A 25,469-nucleotide genomic window follows, 5' to 3' on the forward strand; every position below is an offset into this window, starting at 1 on the left:
GAAATCTCCTCGAAGGGTTCGGAACGTCGTCACGACGTTCGCTCGTCAGGGCTGAGTGCGCACGCCGTCATTGAGCTGGAGCGAGCCGAGCCCGTAGTTGAACTTGGCGTCGCCCAGCGTGCGCAATTGCAGCGACACCATGATCGTCTGGTTCCGCGAGAGTCCGCTCGAGGTGTTCCCTTGGAAAACCGACGAATAATTGATGGAGAAGGTGGTGCACTCGTCCTTGTAGCCGCCCCCCAGGCCTAGCGCGGCGACCGAGAACAGCGGAGCCGATCCCGTGATGGTGCTGCCCGTCAGCGTGATATTCGTCGCCGGCGAGACGGTCAAGGAATTGTAGAGATAGCGGCTCATGTCGAAAGTGGCGGAGCCGGTGAGAAAATAATTCTTGGTGATATCGTAGCGGCCGTTCACCGACATGCCCTGCCGGCGCTGGTCGAAGCCGATGACCGCCTGCGACGCGTAATTGGCGTATTGCAGATTGACCGTGAGCGGATCGAGCTTGAACGAGGCGACGACATCTATGCGCCGGCCGCGCAATCCGTCCGGATCGAAGCGCCCTTTGCCGACGATGCTGAAGAATGAGGTGGGCGCGATGGCGAGGCGGCCGACCCAGTCCGATGTGCGCGTGTCGAGGCCGGAGGCGAGGCCCACATTGGCCGCATCCGCGGTGGAATAGCCGTTCTTGCCGGCGAGCTGCCGCGACTGGCCGGCGAGCGCGTTGACGAAGCCGCCATTGGCGAAAGTCATGGTCGCCTGGCCGCCGTAATTGATGCGCGTGCCGGTCTCGAAACGGTCGTAGCCGGAATATTTGCTCCATTCGAACAGGTTGGAATCGTCGAAGACGAGGCTCTGCGCGTCCATGTTGACGAGCGAGGGGATCGACGACTGATTCGGCCGCGCCACCACCTGGGCGATCGGCTCGACGACGAGATCGCCGAGACTGCTGCGCGCGAGAATGGGATAGCGCCATTCGACGCCGCCGCCCGGCGTCGCCTGACCGCGAAACACGCTGTCCGAGCCATTGACGAACAGCGACTGCGCCGAATTGGGAATCGGCTGCCAATAGCTGTTGTAGGCGGCGTAGGAATTACTGGTGTCGTAGTTGAGATAGGAGCCCGTCACGCGCGTGAAGGCGAAAGGCGTCCAGGAGCCGCCGAGCGGATCGATGATTCGGCGCTGCCAGGAGGCCATCGCCGTGGCGTGCTCGTAATTGCCGCCAACGCCGCGCAGCAGACAGCCACTCTTATAGGGGTCGGCCGAGGGCGAGTAGAGCTGGCAGACATTGTAGAGGCCATAGGCCGAATCGAGCGTGCGCGGCTGAATCGACTCGTAATTGGCGATGCTGGCCGAGGTGCTGGTGAAATTGGCGTCCAGCGTGATCTGCCCGCCAATGCCGAATGTCTTGGCCGGATCGACGTCGAAAGCGCGATTATAGTCGAGCAGCGGATGCACGACCGGCTGCTGCGCCTGCACGTCGGTCGCGGACAGTCCCTGGAAGTAATAGCCGCGCAGGTCGAAATAGCTGCGCGGCCCCTGCCCCGTCAGATAGACGGTGGAGGACGCCTCGCGGAAGAAGTAGTTCTGCAGGAAGCTGTTGTACTGCTTGTAGTCCTGCAGGAAATAGCGATCGCTGAGCGCGGTGACGTCCCAGCCGAAGCGCCAATTGTCATTGAGCGCGAATTCGCCATTCGAATAGATCGAGCCGCGCCAACGTTCGTTGCGCGCGCCATAGGGCGCGATGGTGAAGGCGCTGGGGTCGCTGACATGCGTGCCCTCGGCGCGGATAATATAGGAGCCGTTCTCCAGCCGCTGGCGGAACTCGGCCGAGAGGAAGGCCCCCTGCCGGGTGAAGCCGGTCGGCGTGATGGTGAGGTCGTAATCGGGCGCGATCGCCCAATAATAGGGCACGCCGACGCCGAAGCCGAGCTGCTGGCGATAGGTCAGCTGCGGGTTGAGAAAGCCGGACTTGCGCTTGACCGAGGGATCGGCCGACCAGAAATAGGGGAGATAGGCGATCGGCGTCCCGAACAATTCGAGCGAGGCGTCCTCGTAATAGATCACCTTCTCGTCATTGTCGTGGATGATGCGCTTAGCGTGCACCGTCCACAGCCGCGGCTTGGTCGGATCGTCCTGACAGGCGTCGCAGGCCGTGTAGGCGCCCTGGTCGAAGGTCGTGACATCGCCCGTGCGCTCGGCGTGGGGCGCGGTGAAATGGGTGCTTTCGGCGCTCTCGACCTGCAGGCTTTCGATGAAGCCGTTCTTGAAGTCGTCGGTGAAGTCGAAGCGCTCGGCATAGGCGACCGTTCCGTCCTTCTCCGTCAGCTTGGCGTGGCCCTCGGCGAAGACGCGCTGCGTATTGCGGTCATAGATGACGCGATCCGCCTCCAGCACCCGGCCCTTGTAGTAGATCTGCACGGAGCCGCGCGCGGTGACGACATTGCGGCGCTCGTCATAGGCGAGCTCCTTGGCCTCCACCACCATGCGCTGCGCGCTCTGCGGCGGCGGCGCGGCCAAAGGCTGCGCGCGCGCGGCGATGGGCGCGGCGGCGAGGAGCGCGGCCAGGGCCGGCAAAAGAATGGGGATGATGTTTGAGACGCGACGCGACGAGGCTTGCGCGGAGCGGATGCGCTCCGCGCTCGGCCTATGTTCGCGAGTGCGGCGACGACGGCGAAGGCCCATCAGCCGTCCTCCGAATGCAAGAGAGCGAGCGCACCCAACATGCTTCCGACGAGAGCAGGCGACCAAGCAGCGACGAGCGGGCTTATGACGCCTGCGCCACCCAGATCGGAAAAGATTTTCGTGCCGATATAAAGCACGAAGCCCGACGCGACGCCACCCGAAATGGTCCGCGCGATTCCGCCGAATCGAAAGAATCTTAATGAAAAGGAAGCGGCCACGAGAACCATGGCGACGAGCAGCAGCGGTCGCGCGAGAAGTGTCTGAAACTGCAGCGCATAGCCGGTCGGATCGAGACCGGCGTCGCGGCTGCTGTCGCCGAGTCGCGGCAGATCCCAGAAGGGCGCCCCCTGCGGCGGCGTGGCGGCGGAGGCGAGCTGCTCGGGCGTCAGATCGGTGGCCAGCAGATAGGAGCCGACGGCGCGCGATTCCTCCCCCGGCGCGCTGACGCGGGCGTCCTCGAGCACGAAGACCCCGGCCTGCAGCCGCGCCCGATGCGCCTCGACGCGCTCCAGGAAGACTCCGTCCTTCTGATAGACATTGACGCTGACGCCATCGAGCGCGAGCCCCCCTGCCCGCACATCGACCGCATGCATGATCGCCTGGCCGTCGACGCCATTGAGGCGGAACCATTTGCCGTGATCGATGCGCACGCTGCCCTCGACGCCGAAAAGATCCAGCTCCATCTGGTCGGAGCGCATCTTCATCATGGCGGAGACAGGATTATAGAGTGTGACCGAGACGATCCCGATCGTCGCCGCCACCAGCGCCGGCGGCAGCAGGAACTGCCAGACCGACATGCCGGAGGCGCGGGCCACCACCAGCTCGAGCTTGCGGGTGAGGTCGACGAAGGTCGCCATGGAGCCGAACAGGACAGCGAAGGGGAGAATCATCTCCGCCGTGGCCGGGACGCGCAGCAGCGTCATCAGCGCCACCGTGCCGGCTCCCGCCTGCGGAACGTCGCCGGCGCGCCGCAGCAGCTCCACGAAATAGACGACGAACATCAGGCAGAACATGGTGACGAAGATCGCCATGATCGTCTTGGTGAAGCGCGCGGCGAGATAGCGCGTGATGGTGACGCCGATCATGCGGCCCTCGCGCGGCGCGACGGCGCCGGCACATGTCGCGCAGAATCGATCGCCATCGCCTGTCGCCGCCCTCCCCCGATGCGCCCCGCCGTCGGCGCGCCTGTTCCGAGCCGCTTGGCTAGACGCTCCGCCGTCGCGGCGCAAGCCGAGGCCGGCGCCAGGGTCGATCGGCAGCCAAGGCAAGCTGCCCCCCGCTCGAGGCTTTTCCTGGGCAAAGCGCCCGCCCGCCGCCGCTACCCTCAGGAATATCGCCGCGCCCCTCCCCATCGCTTCGGCCGGATGTCGGCCTCCCCGGCTCGATGAGCTGTTCGGCGCCCTCCTGCCGCGTCGATTCCGCTTGCGGACGCCAATATCTCTCCGCATGCGAGCATGCCGCCGGTCAGCTCGACAATGACGAGAAATCCCGCCATCGCCGAGCCCACCCAGCGATGCGCCCGCGCCCGGAGGGCGCGAGAGACCGTCAGAACTCCATGCGGATGGAGCCCTTGAATGTTCGCGGCGTTCCGACGCCAATCTGGAACTGACCTCGGTTGCCGGTGGGGTAATAGCGCGTGTCGGCCAGATTTTCGACATTGAGCTGCGCGGTCAGCTTGGTCCCGTAGAGGTTCCAGCTATAGGACGCGAGCAGATTGAAGATGGCGTAGCCGGGAACATGATAGCTGTTCAGGCTATCGCCATAGGATTTGCTGCGGGCGTTGACGCCGCCGCCGAATTTCAGGCCCTTCCAATCGCCGTCCTGCAATTCGTAGGTCGTGAACAGATTGCCCATGTGGCGGGACACATCCGCCGGGATGAAGCCGGTGAAGCCCTTGAAGCTGACCGTATTGCCGAGCGGATCGCTGACGACGCCCTCGTCCTTGGCGACGATCGAGTCGATATAGGAATAGCCGCCGATCACCTTCCAACCGGGCAGAATCTCGCCTGCGACATCTAGCTCCACGCCTCTGTTGCGAATCTCGCCCGTCGCGACGCGGTAGCCGAGAGCGGCTCTGGTCGGATCGGGGTCCGACACGCCGACATGCTGCTTGATGAGATTGTAATAGGCCAAAGTCGCGGTGAGGCGCTTGTCGAACAGCTCGGTTTTGACGCCGACCTCCCATTGCTGGGCAGTCTCCGAAGGCAGAATTTGCTGTGTCGGCCCGGCGGGGCCGGAGACGCCGCCGGCGGAGCCGAAGTTTTCGAGATAGCTGCCATAGAGGCTCACTTCCTCGATCGGCCGCCACAGCAGGCCGAAGCGCGGCGTGACACGCTGAGAATTATTGCCGAGCTGCTCGCCGTTTCCGTCATAGGCGTTCGAATGCGTGATGGCGCGGTCGTAGCGAGCCCCGGCCAACACGAACAGATTATAGGGAAGCTTGAGCTGATCCTGAACATAGAATCCGTACCAGTCTTCTCGGTTGATCGAGGTCGAGCCGGGAAGGAAGCTATTGTATTGGCCGAGAGTGGTCGGCGTGACGCTATGGATCGGAAACAGATAGTCGATGTTCGACTGCCGAATTTTCGATGCGCCGAAAAACGGATTGAACGCCCGATTGGAGAGGTAATCGCCGCCGACCAGCACCGAATGCTCGACGCCATAGGTTTCGAATCTTCCCGTGAGATCGAGATTTAAATTCACGCTGTCTCGCACGCCGCTATTGGCGATCGCGACGCGGCTCAGTTGCGTCGGCGAATTGGCGGCGAATCCGACCGGAACCACCAAGTAATTATCCGAGTGATAGACAATGCCTTCGAAGCGATTGGTCAGCGTCCAATCCTCCGAGAATTTATGCGAGAAATTATAACCGTATTTCACGGTCTCGACATTCATCGAGGAGTTCGGATCGTTGAATGCGCGCTCGCGCGGCAGAAAGGCCGCCGGACCCACGCCGAACACCAATGAGAGCGGATCGTATTTGGTGAATCCGAACGTGCCGACATCGAAGGGAATGGCTTGACGGCCATATTGCAGATTGAATGTTATTTGTGTCGCGGCGTCGATATTCCACCGCACGACCGGCGAGACGAAGTAATTTCGTGAATAGTTCGTCTCGTGAAAGGAATGCTCGAGATCCGCCTCCGCCGTCAGCCGATAGAGCAGCGTATCGTCTTTCGTCAGAGGACCGGTGGCGTCCAGCGTCGTTCGGTAGGAATCATACGAACCGATTTGCTGCTGGATGACGTAATGCGGAACCGCCTCGGGCTGCTTGGTGACGACGTTGACGATGCCGCCCGGGTCCGCGCGGCCATAGAGGATGGAGGCCGGCCCCTTGAGAACCTCGACCTTCTCGACATTGATCAGTGACGACGTTCCGGGCAGGCCGCTCTGCAACCGCAGCCCATCGGTATAGACATAGGGGGTCGTGAAGCCGCGGATCTGAAATTGATCATTGCCGCCGATATAGCCGGAATCGAATGAGCGAACGCCGCTGACATTGTCCACCGCGCGCGCCAGCGTCGTCGCCTGTTGATCCAGCAGCACCTGCTGCGGCACGACTTGCACCGAGACCGGCGTCTCCATGATGGACGTATTGGTCTTGAGCGCCGTTGTTGCGCTTTTGGGGTGGTAGCTGGTCTTTTCCGCCTCGGCGCGCGCAGACTGCGCTGTGGGCCGCACTGGCCCCGCCGCAGCGCCAATGTCGATCGCCGGCAACGACTCCTGCGCCAGAGCGGGATGGATCGAGGACAAGGCCATGAGCGCGCCGGCGGATGCGCCGCGCAACAGGATGGAACGAAGCATAGAATATCTCCTTGCGCGGCGATCGACGCCCGCATGAACGGTGACGAGATGGTTGGACCCGAGGGTCTTCGTTCAGCCGGTCAGGAGAAAATCGGCGGCGCCTGTGACGACCAGGAGCTGGCCCAACCCGTGGGCGGGCGAACCCTTGTCTCACGCTGCCGAACCGCAGCGACGACGAGCGCCGGCCGAGGCGCGAACGCCTCGCTCTTCTGCGTCGCGCCAGCGAGCGTCGCGCCGTCGAAATCGCGCGCGCCGCAGAGGACGCAGCACTGGGAATGATCGCCAGTTTTTGCGGGAGGCGCATCACTCCTATGCCGGTCGGCCAGGCAAGGAGCGCCGCGAAAGGAGATGGCGAAACCGCCATCGCCGACCCGCGCGAGAGACGGGATCGAAGACGGCCCCGCGGCGAGGCTGAGGAATACGAAGGACAGAGCCAAAATGCCGAAGAGGAACGCAGAAAACGCCGGTCGTCGGCGCCTTTCCGCTTGCTGGCCCTCTCGCGCGATCATCATGACTGCCCATGTCTCAAAAGACCCGTTCGGCCAATGCCATAGCATGTTTGCCTCCGGCTTTGGCCAGGGCGACGCCTCGGGTCGTGAGCTCGAGCATTAAGAGCGAAGTGTCTCGGGAACCTCGCGGCCCTAAAAATACATCAAAAAGGCGGAAGCTGTGGCGCCGGCGCCACAGTCTCGAGGCCGACGTGTATGAGACTCGCTCCATAACGCATCTCGCCGAGCGCTTTTCCCGGCGGCTCTCCTTCGATATGAAAACGGAGGATGCGTATTTCGGACGCTCGTCGCTCGAGCCGCGCATCGATGACAGCTGGGAGCGGCGCCCATGCGAATTCTTTTGGTGGAAGATCATGCGGCCTTGGCGTCCGAAGTGACGGCCAGGATCGAGCGCGCCGGCTATGGCGTCGATCGAGTCGGCACGAAAGAGGATGCCGCCATCGCGCTCGAGGATCATGCTTATTCGCTCGCCTTGCTGGATAGGCGACTACCCGACGGAGACGGCATCTCTCTGATCGCCCTGCTGCGAAAGAAGCAGCCGGCGATCCGCATTCTGATGCTGACCGCGCTCGATGCGATCGACGATAAAATCGACGGACTGGAGGCCGGAGCCGACGATTATCTCACCAAGCCGTTCAACCTCGACGAAATGATCGCCCGCATTCGCGCGCATCTTCGAAGGCGCAGGGATCAGCCGAGTCCGCCGATCGAGCTCGGGACGCTGTCCCTCGATTTGGACGAGCGCACAGTGTCGATCGCCGGTCGACCCGCTCTGTTCCCACGCAGCGAGCTGATCCTATTGGAGACTTTGCTGCGTCGCGCCAATTGCGTCGTTTCGCGAGAAGCGCTCAACGCCCAGCTCTACGGAAACGAGATCGAGGCGCAGGACCACGCGCTGACGTCGCAGGTGTCGCGCCTGCGCGTTCGCCTGACCCAATTGAAAGCCGGCGTCGAAATTCATTCGGCTCGCTCCCTCGGCTACATCATTCGGGAATCGAAATCGAATGAGGACGAGGCGTGACCAACGCCCCGTCGCTCGCATTGCGCGTTACCGTTCTGCTGACGGCCGCGCAAATTCCCGCATTCGTGTTCGCCTGGATCGTGATGTTCGTTCTAGGACTGGCCAATGTCGGCGGGTTCAATGCGTCATTCGATGAAATGGCGTCTGTTCGCGTAACCGCTCTCGTGGACAACTCATTAGCGCGCGGAGAGGACGGCCTCGGAAAAATCGAGCCGACGCGCGGCCTGCAACTCGAAATGCAGCGCGTTCCCGGCCTGCTCTTCGCCGTGTTCGATCCGGTGCGGATGCGGCCTTTGGCGGGCTCGTCCCCGAAGCTCGTCTCCAAATTGGCGAGCTTGGCCGAGATCCGCGCCGATCATCTCCATTTCACCATGGGCGACGACCAATGGCCGGGCAGCTCCGGTCATATGATGTTTCGCAAGACGCCCATAGGCCTGATGCAAGTTGCGCTCTATGGACAAAAATTTCGGCCCGAAGACATATTTTTCTCCCTTAAGAACGATCTCGCCTGGGTCAGCGCCTATCTGATCGTCGGCATGCTGACGACAGTCGGAGTCGCTTGGATCGTCGTGCGGCGCGGCCTGACGCCCTTGCGAGCGATCGTCGGCGAAGTCGCGCGAATCGACATGAACTCATTGCGCCAGCGATTGCCGACGAGCGGAGTTCCCGTCGAAATCGCGCCTTTGGTGGAGGGAATGAACGAGGCGCTGATGCGCCTCGATGCGGGGGTGGAGCGACAGCGGCGCTTCACCGCCAATGCGGCGCATGAATTGCGCACGCCGCTCGCCATAATGCGCGCGCGCTTGGAGAATGCGAAAGCGTCCACGCTCAAGAGCGAATTGCTGGGCGAGGCGAGCCAGCTTCGGTCGATCGTCGAACAAATGCTGGTCGCCGCGCGGCTGACGGAAGGCCAGACGACGCTCGATCAAAGCATCGATCTCGAGCGATCGGTTCGGCAAATAGTGTCCAACTTTCTGCCGCTCGCGATGGATTGCAATCGATTCATCGATTTCGAGAGCAGCGGGGCGTCGATGCTCGTGCGTGGAAATCAGCGTGCGATCGACTGCGTCGTGACGAATCTCATCGACAATGCGCTTCGCGCCGAGCCGAAAGACGGAACGATTGTGGTTCGAGTCGATGATGACGGAATCGTCGCGATCATCGATCATGGAGAAGGCGTCGCGCCCGCCCTTCGCGAAATGGTCTTCGAAGCCTTCTGGCGAAAAACCGAAACGACGTCCGGCACGGGCCTCGGCCTCGCGATCGCCAAAGAAATTATGGACGCTCATGGCGGCCGCATCTGGGTCGAAGACACTCCCGGCGGCGGCGCGACGTTCAAAATCGCGCTGACGCTATCGCAGTGACAGAAATTCTGATCGGCTCAGCGCCATCTGACGAATGATGGGGAATAGCGCGATCGCGGCAGGCCGCGGGCGTGGCGGCACAGACGCCGAATCTGGACGCCGGTCCACGGACGCGCCACGGCCTCGGGCGCGAGACTAAATTCCAACCGCTTGATTTTATTGGCGCTCCCTACCGGACTCGAACCGGTGTTTTCGCCGTGAGAGGGCGACGTCCTGGGCCACTAGACGAAGGGAGCGGACGAGGGGGTCTATAGACTGCTCCGGTCGGTCGAGCAAGAGGTTATCCGAACCAAATTGCTCGTCATTCACCGCCCCGCCGAAGCCCGGCGGGGCGGCCGGTCTCGTCAGGCCTCGTAATAATCCTTCACCAAGCGGTCCAGCAGCCGCACGCCCCAGCCAGAAGCCCAGCTCTGGTTGATGTCGGAGGCCGGGGAGCCCATGCCCGTGCCGGCGATGTCGAGATGCGCCCAAGGGGTCTTGTCGACGAAGCGCTCCAGAAATTGCGCCGCCGTGATCGAGCCGGCGTGGCGGCCGCCCGTGTTTTTCATATCGGCGAATTTCGAATCGACGAGCTTGTCATAGGCCGGCCCCATCGGCAGCCGCCAGAGCTTCTCGCCGGTCGCCTTCCCCGCGTCGAGGATGCGGCCGGCGAGCTCGTCATTGTTGGAGAAGAGGCCGGCGTGCTCCTGGCCCAGCGCCACCAGAATGGCGCCCGTCAGCGTCGCCAGATCGATGATGAAGGCGGGCTTGTATTTGTCCTTCACGTGCCAGAGCGCGTCGGCGAGCACGAGGCGGCCTTCCGCATCGGTGTTGATGATCTCGATCGTCTGGCCGGAGAGCGAGGTGACGATGTCGCCCGGCCGCTGCGCCTCGCCCGAGGGCATGTTCTCGACGAGGCCGAGCACGCCGATGACATTGGCCTTGGCCTTGCGCGTGGCGAGCGCGTGGAGAAGGCCGGTCACGGCCGCGGCGCCGGCCATGTCGCCCTTCATATCCTCCATGCTGGCGGCGGGCTTGATGGAGATGCCGCCGGTGTCGAAGCAGACGCCCTTGCCGACGAAGGCGATGGGCTGCGCGCCGGGGGCGCCGCCGTTCCAGCGCAGCACCACCACGCGGCTCGGATGGACGGAGCCCTGGCCGACGCCCAGCAGCGCGCGGAAGCCCAGCGCCTGCAGCGCCGGAACGTCCAGAATCTCCACCTCGACGCCGAGAGCGGCGAGCTTGGCGGCGCGGCGCGCGAACTCTTCCGGGAAGAGGACGTTGGCCGGCTCATTGACGAGATCGCGGGCGATGACGACGCCCTCGGCGAGGCCGAGCGATTGCCCGACCGCGGCGCGCGCGGCGTCAGGATCGGCGATGGCGAGCGCTATGTCGCTCGCGCCGTCGCGCTCCGTATCGTCTTTCTTCTTCTTGGTGCGGTAGAGGTCGAACTTATAGGCGCGCAGCTCCGCGCCGAGCGCGAATTGGCCGGCCGCCGCGGCGGGATCGGCCGGGGCCTCCGGCGGATCGAAGACGACGAGCGCATTCTGGCCCTGGCCGAGCTTGGCGGCCAGCTGGCCGCCGAGGCCGAGGAAATCGTCGAAAACCTCGGCCTTGTCGGCCGAATCGCCCTCAGTGGCGGCGCCGACCCCGATGACGAGCAGACGGCCGACAGAGGGAAGCCCCTGCGGCGCGTAGAGATCGAGCGAGGTTCCGCGCTTGCCGGTGAATTTCGCCGCGGCGGCGGCGCGGCTCAGCTGCGGAAGCGCCTCTTTGAGAATGGTCTCGGATTCCGAGCCGAAGCGAAGCTTGGCGCCGGCGAGAGCGACGAGGACGAGAGGTTTGCCGCCGTCCTCCGGAGCCGCCGCAAGGCGTCGCTCCACCTCGCCGAAAGACACAGTCTCGATTTTCACATAGGCGGACATCTTCTAACCTCTCATAGGGAAAACAGGCGCTTGCCGCGGTTACGCGGAGTCGTTGCCGCACTATCGTCCCGACGGCGCCGAGGGTCAACGCTCGTCAGAATTCGACCGCGGTCTCCGCCGGCGACGCCCTCGTCCAGAGCGGGGCCGTAAATAAGTCGAAGGCGGCCGTCGCCGGCCGCCTTCGCGTCGAGGGGAAATCGTCTCGGTTCAGCGCGCCGCCGTCTTGGTCTTGGCCGCCTTGACCTCGGCATAGAGCCATTTGACGAAGCGCTCGGATGTCTGCTCCGCATTGGGAACCTTGGAGTCGAACTCGGCCGTCGGCTTTGCCACGATGGTCTCCTCGAGCGTCTTGCCCTGATCGATGAGCGCGGCGACCTTGTCGCGAACGGCGATGATGAGATCGCGCTGGGCGATGAGCGCATCGCGACCGACGATCGCGCCATGGCCCGGCACGACCTTGGTGTTGGGACCGGCGCGGCCGATGGTGGCGCCGAGCCCGTCTATGATGCCGGCGAGCGTGCCGCCATTGTTGAGATCGACGACCGGATAGCCCGTGCTGCGGAAATAATCGCCGACGGCGAGAATGTCGTGCTCGGGGAAGAAGACCAGCGTGTCGCCATCCGTATGCGCGTTGCGGATGGGAATGAGCCGCACATGCTCGCCGTCGATATGAATCGTGACCTGATTGTCATAGGTGACAACCGGCAGCGCCTCGGCGACCGCGGGCTTGCCGGGCGTTCCATCCGGCGCCGGATTGGGGTTCTGGAGGCGAGCGCGCAGCTGATCGCGCGCGAAGATCACCGCGCCGAGCTTGGCCAGATTCTCATTGCCGCCCACATGATCGCCATGCACATGCGTGTTGACGAGGAAGCGGATCGGCTTGTCGGAGATCTTCTTGATCGCCTCGACGATCTTGTCGGTCAGCGGCGCGAATTGCGAGTCGACGAGCAGCACGCCCTCGGGACCGCTCAAAACGCTGATCGCGCCGCCCTGCCCTTCCAGAACGTGGAAATTCGGCGCGAGCTGCGTCGTCTTGATTTCGACCTTGCTGAAGTCGGGGCGCTGCTGCGCCACGGCCGCGAGAGCGAAAACGCTCGCGGCGAGAACGAGGGAGGCGCGGGCGATCTTATGCATCGTCTGGAGGCTCCATTAGCTGACTAATATACTAGGAAATAGACATATGCGATCCACGCCGACAAGCGATTTTTTGGCGAGGCCGTTTATTCTCGCCGACAAAAGCAGGAGAGAATAATCGAGCGACGACGCGCGCGCGGCGCGGCGATTTTCCTCCCCTCGGCGACGACGCGCGCGTCTTCGGGTGGACGACGAAGGCTTTGCCTTTTATGAATCGCCGCCTCGGACGGCGTGCAGCCCCGAGTCGGAATTCCCTCCGTTCAGCCGCGTCCTCGCGCGCTCAGAGGGAGAAAGGCGTCACCCTTGAGCAGATCCGTCGCCGATCGGCCGGAGGCCGGCGCGCCCGCATTTCCCGTGCTGGGCGCGATCAGCTTCTCCCATTTTCTGAACGATATGATGCAATCGCTGCTGCCGGCGATCTATCCGCTGCTGAAAGGCGGGTTCGATCTCGACTTCGGACAGATCGGCCTGCTCAGCCTCGCCTATCAGATCACCGCCTCGCTGCTGCAGCCGCTGGTCGGCCTCTACACCGATCGCCGCCCGCAGCCTTTTTCGCTTGTCGTCGGCATGGGCTCGACCCTGTGCGGCCTGCTCGGCCTCGCCTTCGCGCCGAGCTATCCGGCGCTGCTCGCAGCGGCGATGCTGCTCGGCGTCGGCTCCTCCATCTTCCATCCCGAATCCTCGCGCATCGCCCGCATCGCCTCGGGCGGCGCGCATGGCCTCGCGCAATCGCTGTTTCAGGTCGGCGGCAATTTCGGCTCCTCGCTCGGACCATTGCTCGCGGCTTTCTTCATTCTGCCGCGCGGACAGAGCAGCCTCGCCTGGTTCGCGCTCGTCGCGCTCGGCGGCATTTGCGTGGTGACGCCGCTCGGACATTGGATTCGCAACAATGGCCATGCGCGCAACCGGTCCGGCGCGGCGACGCGCGCCAGCGTGGGGCTCTCACCGGCGCAGCGCCGCCGCACGCTCGCTGTTCTCATCGCGCTGATGTTCTCGAAATTCGTCTATCTCGCCGGGCTCAGCAATTATTATGTCTTCTATCTGATGAGCCGCTTCGACACGTCGCCGCAGGACTCGCAAATCTATCTGTTCGTCTTTCTCGCCACATCGGCGGGAGGCACGGTCATCGGCGGCGCCATGGGCGATCGGCTCGGCCGCAAGCGCGTGATCTGGGGCTCCATTCTCGGCGTCCTGCCCTTCACTCTCGCCCTGCCCTATGTCGGCCTGCCGGCGACGGTCGGCCTCAGCGCGGTGATCGGCTTCATGCTGTCCTCGGCGTTTCCGGCGATTCTCGTCTATGCGCAGGAGCTGACGCCCAATCGCATCGGCGCGGTCTCGGGCCTCTTCTTCGGCTTCGCATTCGGCATGAGCGGCCTCGGCGCAGCGGCGCTCGGCGCGCTCGCGGATCGGACGAGCATAGAATTCGTCTATCAGATCTGCTCCTTCCTGCCGCTGATCGGACTGCTCGCGATCTTCCTTCCGGCAGGCGACGCAAAGCCGCGCAATGATCGAGCGTGATCGCTCGCGCTCTCCTCGGCCTCTCGATCAGCCGATGGTTTCGATCGAGGCGCGTCGAATCTTGTCCGCTATGGCGCCGATATCGATGAAATCATCCGCCTGGCGTCGCAATTCCTCGGCGATGATCGGCGGATGCGTCTTGATCGTGGAAGCGACGGAGACTCGCACGCCCTTGCGCTGGACCGCGCCGATGAGCGATCGGTAGGCGCCATTGCCCGACACCAATGTCATCGCATCGACATGCTCGGCCATCGCCATGGCGGCGACGGCGAGATCGACGTCTATGCTGCCTTTGAATCGACGGCGGCCGAAGCCATCGACCGTTTCCGCGATCGGCTTCGCGACGACGATATATCCATTATAGGCGAGCCAGTCCGTCAGCCGATTTATGGCTCCATTGGATTGCGAGTCGCTCAACGCCACATAATAGAAAGCCTGGGCGGAGGACGCCTTTCCGCGAAGCGCGCGCAGAAGCCGGGCGTAGTCGAGATCTATGCCGAGACAGCTGACCGTCAGATGAAGATTCGCGCCGTCGATGAATATTGCGCTTCGATCGAAATATCGCATTTTCTGTCTCGTATTCGCATGCGCCGCTCGGACGGCGACGTCAAAAAAGCTCAAAGACGAGAGCTCCGAGAATCAGCAGAAAGCCGGCGAGATCGACGACGACGAGCCCATTGGCCAAGAGCTGGAGAATGCCGTCGGCTTTCTCGACCAGCGGCTGGATCATCATGATGATCGATAGATTCATGCAAGCTCCTCTTGCAGGATGTTTCAAAAAGCGCTCGGCTCATCGGCCATGCGCGGCGAAGCCGGGCGCGCTCGCCGCGCCGACGATTCGCGCCTGATAGGCGTCTCTCGTCACCAGCTCCAGCAGCGCGTCCGCGGCGTCGTCCCATGTGAGGTAAGAGGCTTCGCCGCGCATCGGCGCCTCGCGCGAGAGGCGCAGAATTTCGTGGGCGAGATCGACCGGATCGAGAAGATCGAAGTAGCGGACATCGGGTCCGGCGATTTCATGAAAGACCGGAATATCCGAGGCGATGACGGGAATACCACGCCGGCCGGCCTCGACGAGCGGCAGGCCGAATCCTTCGACCATGGACGGAAAGATCAAGCCGCGGGCATGCTCATAGCAATGTCGAAGATCGGCGTCGCTCGCATCGTTCAGCCAGAAGAGACGGCGGCCGAGCTCGGGATGATCTTTTATGTCGCGCTGAAGCGCCTCGCTCTGCCAGCCGGGACGGCCGATGATGACATAGCGCGCGTCGAGGACATTGGAGCGCCAAAGAATATCGAAGGCCTCGAGCGCGATCGGATAGGCTTTTCTGGGCTCGAGCGTGCCGACGCTCAAGAAGATGGGCGTGTCGTCCGCTGTTATCTCACGCGCCTCGGCGGAGACGGATTTTTCGGCCTGCTCGTCGAAATCCGCGCCGAGCCGCCACCAGCCGACGCGCAGATCCGGCTTCGTCCGCGCGCCCTCACGCGAGATATAGGCGACGACGTCATCGGCCACGCTTCGCGATATGCAGAGGATGCGATCGCTCTTCAGCACGATGGATTCGAACCATGTCTTGAATTGATCCGTCATCGGCGCGGCGACGCTGAGCGGCTGCGTCAGCGGGATGAGATCATAGACCAAAGTGACGAGCTGTCCGCCGGCGGCCGTCAGCTTTTCGATGATCGGAACATATTCGTCCGTCACCAGCCAGCTCGCGTCCAAGATCAGGAATTTGTCGCCCTTGCGAAACTCTATCGGCGGCAGCGGCGCGCGGCGCTCGAAATAAGGCGCGAGCCGTCCATTCTGGATCACCACGGGAAGCGCGCCTTCGCCGCGCATCGAACGCTTGGCGATCTCGCGAACGACGCGCTGAATCCCCTGATTGCCGCCATGTCGATAGGTCGGCGTCACATCGATGAAGAGCCGTGGCGATGTGGAGTCGAGAATGGCGCAAGTCGGATCGTCGCCGCCGAGCGGATTGCGCGGATGCGACGGAGCGGGAATGCGCTTGCGCGTGCCGTCATGCAGATGCGCCAAGCCGAGGAGGCGCGTCGCGGTCCAGATGAATTCCTTGATCTTCAGATAGCAATGCGCGGTGACGGGATCGATGGCGCCGGCGACGCGCTGGCGATGAAGCTCGAGATGCTCCTTCTGGATCTGCGCAGCGAGATAGAGCGCGATCCGCGTCGCATCGTCCTGCTGGCGCGCGATGTCGTCGGAGAGCCCCGCAGAGCCTGCGTTTTTCAGAAAATCCGGCATTGCATGCATGTTCATGGCTCGAAGTTTCCCGAATGCTCCGACGATCGCCGTCGTCTCGCGCCTCTCGACCCGAGCCATCGTCGGCAGTTCGTCGGGAACGCGCGTTTCAAGCGTGACATTCGCCCGCTTCGCCGGCCCTTCGCGCAGCGTGGGAAAATATCCCACGCACTCTGCGAACAAAAATCCACCCTGTCAAGAGCACGTGGGATTGTATCCCACGCGCCGCCGGGTTACCTTCGATCATGGCCGATAGCGAGGACAATGGGCTTACCGACGCCGCGCGTCTGCAACAGCCGATCGCCCGGCTGCTGCGTCCGCTCGTGCGGCTGCTCATTCGCTACGGCGCGACATTTCCCGCGCTCTGCGATCTGCTGCGCGAGCTCTATGTGAATGTCGCGGTTCACGACTTCGCTCTGCCGGACAAAGAGCAGACCGACAGCCGCATCAGCCTGCTCACCGGCATTCACCGCAAGGAGGTCCGGCGCCTCAGAGAGGCCGGCGCGCCGGTGCGGACCGTTCCCGCCAGCGTCTCGCGCACGTCGCAGATCGTCGCGCTATGGCTCGGCGATCGGCGCTTCACCGATAGGAAGGGCGCCCCGGCGCCGCTGCGGCGCGCGGGATCGCAAGGGCGCGGTCCGACCTTCGAATCGCTGGTCGAGGAAGTGACGCGCGACGTGCGCCCGCGCGCCGTGCTCGACGAATGGCTCGATCGCAAAATCGCATCGCTCGATGCGGATGGACGCGTCGTGCTCGGCGAGGCGGCGATCGCGCCCAACAAGGGCGACGAGCGTCAGCTCTACTATTTCGGCCGCAATCTCCACGATCACATAGCGGCGGCGGCCGCCAATATCATTCAGGAGCCGGCGCCCTTCATGGAGCGCGCCGTTCATTATGAAGGCCTCTCGGAGGATGGCGCACGGCGCCTCGAGGCGCTGTCGCGCGAGCTGGCGATGGAAGGGCTGATCGCGGCAAATCGCGAAGCGCAGACGCTCCAGCGCAGCGGCGAGGAGGGACGCTGGCGCTGGACCTTCGGCGTCTATGTGTATCGCGAGGATGAGCGGCCTTCGGGCGAGTCGGCGAGCGGAAAGAAGGGCGCGCGCTCGTGAGCCCGTTCCGCCATCCGACCCGACGGCAGTTGGCGACGCTGCTCGTCTCGCTTCTCTCTTCCGCCGTGACGCGCGTGCAGGCGGCCGGAGACAAGCCCAAGGACAATGGCATTGGCGGAACCGGCTATATCTCCGTCATACCCGACCGCGACAATGGCATTGGCGGAACCGGCGTCGTCGGAACCATTCGCGCTTTCGGCAGCATCATCGTCAACGGGCTTCGCGTCTCCTATCCTGCGGACGCCGAGGTGCGCATCGACGGCCGCGCGGCGAGCGTCGGCGATCTGCGCATCGGCCATGTCGTCTCGCTGGTGGCCTTCAACGACGGCGGACGATCGACCACGAATAAAATTCAGATTCTGCGCGAGGTCGTCGGGCCGGTGGAGCAAGTCTTCGACCATGGCTTGCGCGTTCTCGGGCAAAGAATCGAATTCGGACGTGGCGCCAGAATCGAGAAGCCGAGCGCCTTCGCCATCGGCCAGCAAGTGGCGGTGAGCGGTCTTCGCCTGCCGGATCAGACGATCGTCGCGAGCCTCGTGGAAAGAGTGGAGCCCGGCGCCGCCCAGCTCGTGGGCGTCGTCGCGCGCGCGTCGGATCGCCGGCTCGCGATCGGCGCGCAGACCTTGTCCGGCGTCGCGGAGGCCATGCTCGGCCAGCGCATATTGGTGCGCGGCGCGGCTGCGGATGGAACTCTGGATGTGACCTCGACATCCGCCGACGCCTGGCTCCCGCGCGGGCCGAGCAATTTTCTGGTGGAGACCTATCTCGAGCGGCGCGGCGCGACAGTGAAGACCGCGAGCGGCCTGACGCTCGGCGGCGGCCATGATCTTTCCTTCCAGGGCGTGGCGCGCGCGGTCGTCGACATAGATGCGACAGCGGCGGGCGGCTGGTCGATTCGCTCGCTCAGAACGAGCGAGACGCTCGGCAAGCGCGGCGCCGCCAAGGAGCAGCGCGAGAACCTCGAGCCGCCGAGCCCGACGCGCCGGCCCGCGGACGCATCCCCTGGCGTCGGCGTCCAATTTCCATCCGGCCTAGACTCTCCGGGCGCGCCGGGCGGCTACGGGACTCCTGCAATTCCGACGGGTCCGGTCGGTCACGGCTTTCCGTCTGGGCCGGGCGGCTTCGGCGGCGGCGGCGCGCCGAGCCCCGGCGTCGGACGGCCGGGGCGGTGATTTGCGCGTGTAAAATCGGAGGCGGCGGCGGAGGGTCGCGACGCAGCTAGAGCGCGTTGCGAGCGACTGACAAATTCACGCGCGGAGAGACAGCGCCGAACGGCGAGATTCGAGACCGCGCCAGCCACGTCACGGCTGCGCCCGCGGAAGCCAAGAGCCTCTATTTTTCAGCAGCTTGAATGGTACCGCCACCCCGACTTGAACGGGGGACCCCCAGATCCACAATCTGGTGCTCTAACCAACTGAGCTATGGCGGCACGTCGGCGGGGCGGAAACTAGAAGCATCGTCGCGCCAATGCAATGCAGAAATGCAGGAAGGGAAGCGAAAATTTCCGCGTTTCGCGATCGCCGCGCCGGTCTAGAATGTCGCCTCCCATGGCGGCGGCGCCGCCCCCTCCAGCCCGTGAGACGTGAAGCGATGAAAGTCACCCTGGTCCAGATGAATTCGGTCAGCGACAAAGCCGCCAATCTCGCCGCCGCCCGGGCGCTCATCGACCAGGCCGTTCGCGAGGAGCGGCCGGACTGGATCTGTCTGCCGGAGGTTTTCGACTTCATCGGCGGCAATCGCGCCGACAAGGCCGCCGCCGCCGAGGAGCTGCCCGGCGGCCCCGCCTATTCGCTCTGCAGCGCCCTCGCCCGCGAATATGGCGTCTTCATCCACGCCGGCTCCATTCTCGAGAAGGTCCCCGGCGAGGAGCGCCTCCACAACACCACGGTCGCCTTCGACCGCAGCGGCAAGGAAGTGGCCCGCTACCGCAAGATTCACATGTTCGACATCACCGCCCCGGACGGCGCGCAATATCGCGAGAGCGCCGCCTTCAAGCCCGGCGATGCGGTCGTCACCTATGATTGCGAGGGCCTCACCATCGGCTGCGCCATTTGCTACGATCTGCGCTTTCCCTATCTTTTCCAGGCGCTCGCCGACAAGGGCGCCGATATCGTCGCCCTCCCTTCCGCCTTCACCCTCGTCACCGGCAAGGATCATTGGGAGGTGCTGGCCCGCGCCCGGGCGATCGAGATCCAGGCCTATTTCTGCGCCCCGAATCAGACCGGCGCGCATAAGGCGGGACACGAGACCCGCGCGAGCTATGGCAATTCGTTGATCGCCGACCCCTGGGGCCATGTCGTCGCCCGCGCTTCGGAAGGCGTCGGCCTCGTCTCGACGCGAATCGACCGTGACCGCATCCGTAAGGTCCGCGCCATGATTCCCGTCGCGAGCCATAGGGTGAGCCTGCCCGTTTGAACGGGCGGGGGCGCTGCGTTTACGATCTAACCAGCGGAGCCTTCAGGGGAAATCCCAGGCGCTCTTGCGCGATTCGGCAAAGTGTGGCTACATTATTGTTTAGACTGCCGACAATCCGCAAAACAGGATCGGCGCGCCGCAAAAAAGGCGCCGGCAGAGGGGGGAGCAAAAAATAATGGCCTCGCGAACCAAAAGCCGCGAAGCGGGCAGGCTTGCGCCCGCATCCGTAGCATGACGAAGAAAATCGAGCCAGGGCGCACTTTGACGCGGGCGTCCCTGCGCGAGGCCGTGTACAGCTGTTGTCCAACGCTGTCGCGCGCCGAAGCCCGCCAGATCCTCGACGCCACCTTCGAGGAGATCAGCGAAGCCCTCGTGCGAGGGGAATCGGTCAAGCTGCGATCCTTCGGCAGCTTCAACGTTCGCGCCAAGCGCGAGCGTGTCGGCCGCAATCCCAAGACCGGCGTGGAGGCGCCGATCTGCTCGCGCAAGGTGTTGACCTTCAAGGCCTCGCCCGTGCTCATCGCGCAGGTGAACGGGCTGCCGATCGAGCATTTGGAAGAGGCGGACTGACCGCCGCTTCCACTCGATCGATCGGGGAGGAACGCAAATATGCGAGTGGGGCCGGTCGGCCCCCTCGCCTCTCAGCCCGACAGCTTGGCGACCAGAGCGTCCGACACCTCGAAATTGGCGTAGACGTTCTGCACGTCGTCATTGTCCTCGAGGGCGCCGATCAGCTTGAGGATTTTCTCGCCCGCCTCATCATCGACGGCGACGGAATTCTGCGGCCGCCAAACCAGCGCGGCCTTTTTCGGCTCGCCGAATTTGGCCTCCAGCGCCTTGGCGACGTCGCGCAGGCCCTCGACCGAGGTGATGATGTCATGCGTCTCCTCGCCGACGGCCACATCCTCGGCCCCGGCCTCGATCGCCGCCTCCATCATCGCGTCCTCGGAGGCCGCCTTGCGCGGAAACTCGATGAGGCCGACGCGATCGAACATGAAGGAGACGGCGCCGGTCTCCGCCAGCGCGCCGCCCGCCTTGGTGAAATAGGAGCGAATCTCGCCAGCGGTGCGATTGCGATTGTCGGTCAGCGCCTCGATGATGACGGCGACGCCGCCCGGCGCATAGCCCTCATAGCGCACCTCGTCGTAATTCTCGGCGTCGGCGCCCGAGGCCTTTTTGATGGCGCGCTCGATATTGTCCTTGGGCATATTCTCGGCGCGGGCCGCGAGCACGGCGGCGCGCAGGCGGGCGTTCATATTGGGGTCGGGCAGGCCCATTTTGGCGGCGACGGTGATTTCGCGGGCGAGCTTGGAGAAGAGCTTGGAGCGGATCGCGTCCTGCTTGCCCTTCTTATGCATTATGTTCTTGAACTGACTATGTCCCGCCATCGTCCCGGCCCTTGAAATTCCGCTTTCCTGCCCCGCAGGGCGTCGCCGCGTCATATACGCCGGCGCCGCGCGGAAATAAAGGAAGGCGAAGCAGCGTGAAAACGCGGCCTCGAGCTTTCGCCGTCACAGGCACCGCTCACGAGAGCAGCGGCGTCTCCCTTTCGAAAGTGGAGGAGCCGATCTGATAGAGCCAGAAGCCTTTCGACTCGCCCTCCGCGATGATCGCATGCGCCTCGGCGATATCGACCTTGTCTGGAATATCGACGCTCAGCAGCAGCTTGCGCCCGACGTTGAGGTCGATATGCATGCTCTCATAGGAGCAGCCCATCGCCTTGAGCAGCCGCCAGTCGGAGCCGGCCAGAACCTCCTCGCCGTCGATCAGCAGCATATAGGTCGAATGGCCGCCGCTCCGCACCAAGCCCTTGAAGTCGAAGACATGGCCGTCGGCCCTGGGGACGGCGATCACAATGTCGCGGAACGACACTCCGGTCACGAAATAAGGGGAGTTCAACAGCCGGAACCGCGTCCAGCCGCTTCCTTCCACCGGCTCGGCCCAGAGCGTTTCCGACGCATGGCCGTGCCAGTCCTCGGGGTCCAGCGGAAACAAGACTTTCGGCTTGCTTTCCACCCTCGCCCCTTCCCTGAAATGCAAGTCTCGGAAGATAAGGAGAAACCCTAGCCGAGCCGGGGGCTCGACGTCAATTCGTCGCCTGCCGCCGCGCCATTTTCGGCTCACAGGCTCCGCCCCAAGTCAGATCGACGTCTCGCGTCAACGGTCACGTCAAGGGCAATGCACTTTGACGGAGAATCCGCCTTTCTCAAGCAGTGCAGAGAAAACCCAGCTTCTCCCTAACTGCGAGTTTTCGCTAAATTCAGCACAGCTTCGCGAACCTCGCGCGCTTCGGTATCGTTCACCTCTGGTTGCAATAAAGCATAGGGCTCAGCGATTCTGTAGAAACTGGACACAGGTCCACGTGCCGATCGCGAAAAATTTGTCAACCGATTAGCATTTTCAAGAACTTCCTTGATCAAAGGCCATTTACTATCGGCCAGCAAACGCCCTCCCTGATCATTGGAGCCCTCTCGAATAAAATGGTTCATTGCAAAATATAGCATCAATTTATCGAAATACTTTATAATATCGTTGTTTTGCTCATTTTCCTCTTGTAAATTAATCGACACACGAGACAACCAATCTGATATTTTTTGTGGATCGCGCTCCACATGTAAAACATTTTCTGCTTTTTGGCGATGCAGCGCCATAACAGTTGGATATGTAACCCCAAATCTAGTGTAATCATCGACAACGAGAGCTACCGCATTAGTTTCCTCGAATATCACTGAACGCAGGTCACAAGACCTCACATCCAGCTGAGCTATGTCGCACCGTATTAGCTTGCGGGCAGGAATAACTCCTCCCCATCGAACATTATCCGCCTGAATATCTTCATAAACACTCGCCGAATCGCTCTCGATCGCAAAACTCCGCTGGGCTGACGCCAAAGCCAGCGTTCCGATATTTAACCCCAAGCGGGTTGAACTAGCCTCTCTTCTAAATATATTACGGATATTTAAGACAATTTTATTTGAGTCCACCTCGGAGCAATCATTCAATACTTTAGAAAAAGCCTCAAGCATATCGAGCCCTAAATGAATGCGTCTCAAAAACGGCGGCACACGTTCTTCGAGAATTCCCCTTAATATCGCCCGAGCGAGAAAATGATTGAATATCGCTTCATTAGGAAACGCCCGCGAGCCAGCTTCTTCATTGCCGTCGCTGGGGATGGACGGCGGCTCAAGAAGCGCTATCGAATCCAACCGATGTTGCAGCGCCCTAAGTTGTTCCGGTGGAGCAACATCTTCAAAAGCCACCTCGCAATAGAACGATAGCACATCAATACCAATACTATTACGCTCCCGCTCGGCCATATCTGCCGCAGCTTCAGAATAGAGTACATCTAGGCGCCTCTCAACCAAGTCTCGATCGACTGCCAATGCAGGCGCAATGATGTCCGCCTCTCGCTTCACAAAATTTTTGGCGATAAACAACCAGGGATCTTTGCCAACTTCGATCAGAGGATCGAAGCTTTTAAGAGGCGCTAGACTCTTCAAAAAAAATGGGCGGAGCAAAATTGACCCCTCCGCCAAGTAAGAACGCACTTCACTATTTCCAGAAATAGTCAACGACCATCCCTGATTGTTAAGCCACTCAACAGCTTGCGCTTGCGATGTCGACGAAAGCCGAACGGTCTCTATCTCTGGACGAGACCCGAACCGTTCTAGCGACGTTCGGAATTTCTGCGCATCAAAGAATGTGTCGCGTCCGGCGAGAATCAATGCTCCTGAATCGCCTATTTGCTCTAGGAACACGGACAAAGCATACCATGCGTTTTTGTAACCATCCGGATCGGCGAATTCATCAAATCCATCAATCGCAAGCTGGAGAAGCCCATGCCTGACCAATATCGGAACCTGTGCGTATCCGAAAGAAAAAATATTTAGCTTCTGGATCGATACAGCTATTGCATCGTCTATGGATACAAGCCGACGTCCACGAGATGTTACGTGCAAAATTGGCACTCGTGGCCCGCGGCCTGCAGCTCGATCAGCCACAAGCCGGCTGATCAGTGAGGTCTTACCGACTCCCGCCGGACCATCGACCATTACAAGTCGTTGACGGCACCCCTCGGACGGCTCTATGCGGGTCCGCAAATCGATGTAAGCAAGTCGACGGGGGATCGCTCCGCTAGTTTCTGCTATTAGGTAACCTTCTGGTTCGATATAATCATCAAAGCTATTTGCTGGATATACCCGCGCTTGCGTTACCAAAAGACGCTCGATATCAGCAAACTCGTCGGAGCCAAAGAGCGCTGCGACTGAGTTGAAAGTCCTATCATTTGCATGTCTTGCCGTGATTCTTCCAGATATCGGATCAATAAAATATATCCGCTGACCATTACGCTCCATTCTAACCTGAATAGCCTTGATATTCGGCGAATGAATCACCTCGACATTTGTCCCAATGTCAGCAAACCTAGAGAAGTCGACTCGTAGCCGGTCGGTGTCCAGCATTTCATTGTCCTCAGATCAAGACGAGTTCAGGAGTCGGATAGGGAGTAACCTCCGATAGCGACTTCACTTCCGATCGGAGCAATATGACATCGTGGCCAGCAGCTGTAGCCGTGAATACGGGCGGGAGTAAATCATCATCCCCGCCTATTATGACAGCAAGATCATAAATAGATGCATTTAGGCCGTAAAGTAAATCGCAGGCTATAGCAGTATCTACCATTTTCTGCCGATCCCCTCTGAATGTATACCAGAGCGGCTTGTGAGGCGTGTTACAAATCAATTCATCTCCAAATTCAATTTCATCCTGAAAAGAGACAGACCCAATTCGTCTTCCTATGCCCCTAAGATACTCTCGTCCATAAAACGCCCCTCTAAGGGGAACGGTTTCTTGTGTACTAAACAGCTTCCTCCATCCATGATATAACCTCAAGCGCACGATATACCGCACTGCTAAATTCAATTTTTGAATTTCTTTTGCTACTATTTCTTGAATTGCAAAAACCAATCCGGGTATCGCTTTTCGTTGAGCAGTCCCATATAAATCCACTTTGAACATTTTTGCAGCACTTTCCAAGTCGACCAATACGGCGCATCGGACGACTTTCTTTGCTTGCTCATGACGCATAGCACGAACTTTCTAACCAGCGTTACCAAGTTGAAACGCGACTGCTACATCTTGCAACCTTACCAATGGCCCGCGGATGACGCAATGATTAACAAGGTCAATTTGTCGTAGCGGAGCACTCATGCGGGCGTAACCGATCGGGACCGCAATGCTAGGACCATCGCGCGACATATTCAGTCACATGGTCGCGCCGCATCGACGCGGCAGCGCCGCGCCCTAAGTGAGCAGCGTCGCTATGGCCCCTCGGGATCATGGCGCCCCAGCTTCTGCCAAGGAGGATGAAAAATGGGTCTGCTGGACGGAATCATCGGCGGCGCGATCGGCGTCGAGCTCGCCACTCTGATCAACGGCTATATCGAGAAGCGCGGCGGCTTGCAGAACGTGCTCCAAGACTTCGAGAAGAGCGGCTATGGCGAGAAGGTCAAGTCCTGGGTCGGCACCGGCCCGAACATGCCCATCTCCGCCGAGCAGGTGCAGCAGACGCTGGGCTCCGATCGGGTGAAGGAGCTCGGCAATAAATTCGGCATTCCGCTGGACAAGGTCTCGGCGGCGCTGGCCGAGTATCTGCCCAAGGTCGTCGACAAGGCGACGCCGGAAGGCAAGCTGCCGCCCCAGCAGCACTAGAGTGTTTTCGAGCGAAGTGGGAACCGGTTCGCGTGAAGAAAACACG

At 61.9% G+C, this 25,469-nt stretch carries 20 protein-coding genes and 2 tRNA genes; 8 read left to right on the plus strand and 14 right to left on the minus strand.

Going from position 1 to position 25,469, the window contains the following annotated elements; genetic code table 11:
• Positions 1 to 45 precede the first annotated feature (45 nt).
• The 3 genes from METLW3_RS0115435 to METLW3_RS0115445 all read right to left on the minus strand — a co-directional run bounded on the left by METLW3_RS0115435 (position 46) and on the right by METLW3_RS0115445 (position 6,486).
• Positions 46 to 2,682: an LPS-assembly protein LptD gene (locus METLW3_RS0115435; RefSeq protein ID WP_024880774.1), complete on the minus strand. Its 2,637-nt coding sequence runs from the start codon at positions 2,680 to 2,682 to the stop codon at positions 46 to 48.
• Entirely contained in the window at positions 2,682 to 3,767 is a 1,086-nt protein-coding gene (gene lptG, locus METLW3_RS0115440) for an LPS export ABC transporter permease LptG (RefSeq protein WP_024880775.1), read from the minus strand. The genes METLW3_RS0115435 and lptG overlap by 1 nt, the downstream gene beginning before the upstream one ends.
• Positions 3,768 to 4,227: 460 nt before the next feature.
• Positions 4,228 to 6,486, minus strand: a complete 2,259-nt coding sequence (locus tag METLW3_RS0115445; protein WP_024880776.1) for a TonB-dependent siderophore receptor — start codon at positions 6,484 to 6,486, stop codon at positions 4,228 to 4,230.
• Between the two features lie 837 nt (positions 6,487 to 7,323).
• Between METLW3_RS0115445 and METLW3_RS0115460 the strand changes: the two genes are divergently transcribed.
• On the plus strand, positions 7,324 to 8,016 hold the full coding sequence (locus METLW3_RS0115460; protein ID WP_024880779.1) for a response regulator transcription factor: 693 nt from the start codon (positions 7,324 to 7,326) through the stop codon (positions 8,014 to 8,016).
• A complete protein-coding gene (locus METLW3_RS0115465; RefSeq protein WP_024880780.1) occupies positions 8,013 to 9,380 on the plus strand; it encodes a HAMP domain-containing sensor histidine kinase in 1,368 nt (455 codons plus the stop codon). The genes METLW3_RS0115460 and METLW3_RS0115465 overlap by 4 nt, the downstream gene beginning before the upstream one ends.
• 160 nt (positions 9,381 to 9,540) lie before the next feature.
• On the opposite strand, the gene METLW3_RS0115470 is transcribed toward METLW3_RS0115465, so the two are convergent.
• The 3 genes from METLW3_RS0115470 to METLW3_RS0115480 form a co-directional block, all read right to left on the minus strand.
• Positions 9,541 to 9,616, minus strand: a tRNA-Glu gene (locus tag METLW3_RS0115470).
• Positions 9,617 to 9,724: 108 nt separating this feature from the next.
• Positions 9,725 to 11,284 carry a leucyl aminopeptidase gene (locus METLW3_RS0115475; protein WP_024880781.1) on the minus strand — a complete coding sequence of 520 codons (1,560 nt, stop codon included), beginning with the start codon at positions 11,282 to 11,284 and terminating at the stop codon, positions 9,725 to 9,727.
• Between the two features lie 207 nt (positions 11,285 to 11,491).
• Complete coding sequence (locus tag METLW3_RS0115480) at positions 11,492 to 12,418, minus strand: MBL fold metallo-hydrolase (RefSeq protein ID WP_024880782.1); 927 nt, start codon at positions 12,416 to 12,418, stop codon at positions 11,492 to 11,494.
• A gap of 303 nt (positions 12,419 to 12,721) precedes the next feature.
• Here METLW3_RS0115480 and METLW3_RS0115485 point away from each other — a divergent pair, with 303 nt between their 5' ends.
• Positions 12,722 to 13,936 (plus strand): MFS transporter, encoded by a 1,215-nt coding sequence (locus tag METLW3_RS0115485; RefSeq protein ID WP_024880783.1) that lies wholly within the window; start codon positions 12,722 to 12,724, stop codon positions 13,934 to 13,936.
• Positions 13,937 to 13,963: 27 nt separating this feature from the next.
• On the opposite strand, the gene METLW3_RS0115490 is transcribed toward METLW3_RS0115485, so the two are convergent.
• The 3 genes from METLW3_RS0115490 to METLW3_RS0115500 are packed head-to-tail and all read right to left on the minus strand — an operon-like array spanning position 13,964 to position 16,208.
• Positions 13,964 to 14,503, minus strand: a complete 540-nt coding sequence (locus METLW3_RS0115490; protein WP_024880784.1) for an NYN domain-containing protein — start codon at positions 14,501 to 14,503, stop codon at positions 13,964 to 13,966.
• A gap of 40 nt (positions 14,504 to 14,543) precedes the next feature.
• Complete coding sequence (locus METLW3_RS28290; RefSeq protein ID WP_157096124.1) at positions 14,544 to 14,687, minus strand: hypothetical protein; 144 nt, start codon at positions 14,685 to 14,687, stop codon at positions 14,544 to 14,546.
• A gap of 39 nt (positions 14,688 to 14,726) precedes the next feature.
• Positions 14,727 to 16,208, minus strand: a complete 1,482-nt coding sequence (locus METLW3_RS0115500; protein WP_245267371.1) for a glycosyltransferase family 1 protein — start codon at positions 16,206 to 16,208, stop codon at positions 14,727 to 14,729.
• 227 nt (positions 16,209 to 16,435) lie between these two features.
• On the opposite strand from METLW3_RS0115500, the gene METLW3_RS0115505 reads away from it, so the two are divergent.
• Together METLW3_RS0115505 and METLW3_RS0115510 are read left to right on the plus strand one after the other, a co-directional pair.
• Positions 16,436 to 17,299, plus strand: coding sequence for a DUF6502 family protein (locus tag METLW3_RS0115505; protein ID WP_024880786.1), 864 nt, complete (start codon positions 16,436 to 16,438; stop codon positions 17,297 to 17,299).
• Entirely contained in the window at positions 17,296 to 18,471 is a 1,176-nt protein-coding gene (locus tag METLW3_RS0115510; protein WP_157516570.1) for a DUF5666 domain-containing protein, read from the plus strand. Before METLW3_RS0115505 ends, METLW3_RS0115510 begins: the two co-directional genes overlap by 4 nt.
• Positions 18,472 to 18,651: 180 nt before the next feature.
• Here the strand turns inward: METLW3_RS0115510 and METLW3_RS0115515 are convergent.
• Positions 18,652 to 18,728 (minus strand) — tRNA-His (locus METLW3_RS0115515).
• Positions 18,729 to 18,889: 161 nt separating this feature from the next.
• On the opposite strand from METLW3_RS0115515, the gene METLW3_RS0115520 reads away from it, so the two are divergent.
• Complete coding sequence (locus tag METLW3_RS0115520; protein WP_024880788.1) at positions 18,890 to 19,714, plus strand: carbon-nitrogen hydrolase family protein; 825 nt, start codon at positions 18,890 to 18,892, stop codon at positions 19,712 to 19,714.
• A 231-nt stretch (positions 19,715 to 19,945) separates the two neighbouring features.
• Complete coding sequence (locus METLW3_RS0115525; protein ID WP_024880789.1) at positions 19,946 to 20,284, plus strand: integration host factor subunit alpha; 339 nt, start codon at positions 19,946 to 19,948, stop codon at positions 20,282 to 20,284.
• A 71-nt stretch (positions 20,285 to 20,355) separates the two neighbouring features.
• On the opposite strand, the gene METLW3_RS0115530 is transcribed toward METLW3_RS0115525, so the two are convergent.
• From METLW3_RS0115530 to METLW3_RS28300, 4 genes are all read right to left on the minus strand, one after another.
• Positions 20,356 to 21,102 carry a YebC/PmpR family DNA-binding transcriptional regulator gene (locus METLW3_RS0115530; RefSeq protein ID WP_024880790.1) on the minus strand — a complete coding sequence of 249 codons (747 nt, stop codon included), beginning with the start codon at positions 21,100 to 21,102 and terminating at the stop codon, positions 20,356 to 20,358.
• 136 nt (positions 21,103 to 21,238) lie between these two features.
• Positions 21,239 to 21,730: a DUF4265 domain-containing protein gene (locus tag METLW3_RS26950; protein WP_024880791.1), complete on the minus strand. Its 492-nt coding sequence runs from the start codon at positions 21,728 to 21,730 to the stop codon at positions 21,239 to 21,241.
• A 221-nt stretch (positions 21,731 to 21,951) separates the two neighbouring features.
• Positions 21,952 to 24,174, minus strand: a complete 2,223-nt coding sequence (locus METLW3_RS28295) for a hypothetical protein (protein WP_157516571.1) — start codon at positions 24,172 to 24,174, stop codon at positions 21,952 to 21,954.
• Positions 24,175 to 24,184: 10 nt separating this feature from the next.
• Positions 24,185 to 24,799, minus strand: coding sequence for a hypothetical protein (locus tag METLW3_RS28300; RefSeq protein ID WP_157516572.1), 615 nt, complete (start codon positions 24,797 to 24,799; stop codon positions 24,185 to 24,187).
• A 285-nt stretch (positions 24,800 to 25,084) separates the two neighbouring features.
• On the opposite strand from METLW3_RS28300, the gene METLW3_RS0115550 reads away from it, so the two are divergent.
• A complete protein-coding gene (locus METLW3_RS0115550; RefSeq protein ID WP_024880792.1) occupies positions 25,085 to 25,423 on the plus strand; it encodes a YidB family protein in 339 nt (112 codons plus the stop codon).
• Positions 25,424 to 25,469 lie beyond the last annotated feature (46 nt).

The organism is Methylosinus sp. LW3, from assembly GCF_000527115.1.
Classification (GTDB): domain Bacteria; phylum Pseudomonadota; class Alphaproteobacteria; order Rhizobiales; family Beijerinckiaceae; genus Methylosinus.

Bases quoted from the DNA above. Each gene is read 5' to 3' on its own strand.
- METLW3_RS0115435 (WP_024880774.1), bottom strand. From the start codon at position 2,682: ATGGGCCTTCGCCGTCGTCGCCGCACTCGCGAACATAGGCCGAGCGCG.
- METLW3_RS0115445 (WP_024880776.1), bottom strand. From the start codon at position 6,486: ATGCTTCGTTCCATCCTGTTGCGCGGCGCATCCGCCGGCGCGCTCATG.
- METLW3_RS0115505 (WP_024880786.1), top strand. From the start codon at position 16,436: ATGGCCGATAGCGAGGACAATGGGCTTACCGACGCCGCGCGTCTGCAA.
- METLW3_RS0115460 (WP_024880779.1), top strand. From the start codon at position 7,324: ATGCGAATTCTTTTGGTGGAAGATCATGCGGCCTTGGCGTCCGAAGTG.
- METLW3_RS0115525 (WP_024880789.1), top strand. From the start codon at position 19,946: ATGACGAAGAAAATCGAGCCAGGGCGCACTTTGACGCGGGCGTCCCTG.
- METLW3_RS0115500 (WP_245267371.1), bottom strand. From the start codon at position 16,208: ATGAACATGCATGCAATGCCGGATTTTCTGAAAAACGCAGGCTCTGCG.
- METLW3_RS0115490 (WP_024880784.1), bottom strand. From the start codon at position 14,503: ATGCGATATTTCGATCGAAGCGCAATATTCATCGACGGCGCGAATCTT.
- METLW3_RS0115530 (WP_024880790.1), bottom strand. From the start codon at position 21,102: ATGGCGGGACATAGTCAGTTCAAGAACATAATGCATAAGAAGGGCAAG.
- METLW3_RS0115480 (WP_024880782.1), bottom strand. From the start codon at position 12,418: ATGCATAAGATCGCCCGCGCCTCCCTCGTTCTCGCCGCGAGCGTTTTC.
- METLW3_RS28300 (WP_157516572.1), bottom strand. From the start codon at position 24,799: ATGCGTCATGAGCAAGCAAAGAAAGTCGTCCGATGCGCCGTATTGGTC.
- lptG (WP_024880775.1), bottom strand. From the start codon at position 3,767: ATGATCGGCGTCACCATCACGCGCTATCTCGCCGCGCGCTTCACCAAG.
- METLW3_RS0115520 (WP_024880788.1), top strand. From the start codon at position 18,890: ATGAAAGTCACCCTGGTCCAGATGAATTCGGTCAGCGACAAAGCCGCC.
- METLW3_RS28295 (WP_157516571.1), bottom strand. From the start codon at position 24,174: ATGCTGGACACCGACCGGCTACGAGTCGACTTCTCTAGGTTTGCTGAC.
- METLW3_RS0115550 (WP_024880792.1), top strand. From the start codon at position 25,085: ATGGGTCTGCTGGACGGAATCATCGGCGGCGCGATCGGCGTCGAGCTC.
- METLW3_RS28290 (WP_157096124.1), bottom strand. From the start codon at position 14,687: ATGAATCTATCGATCATCATGATGATCCAGCCGCTGGTCGAGAAAGCC.
- METLW3_RS0115475 (WP_024880781.1), bottom strand. From the start codon at position 11,284: ATGTCCGCCTATGTGAAAATCGAGACTGTGTCTTTCGGCGAGGTGGAG.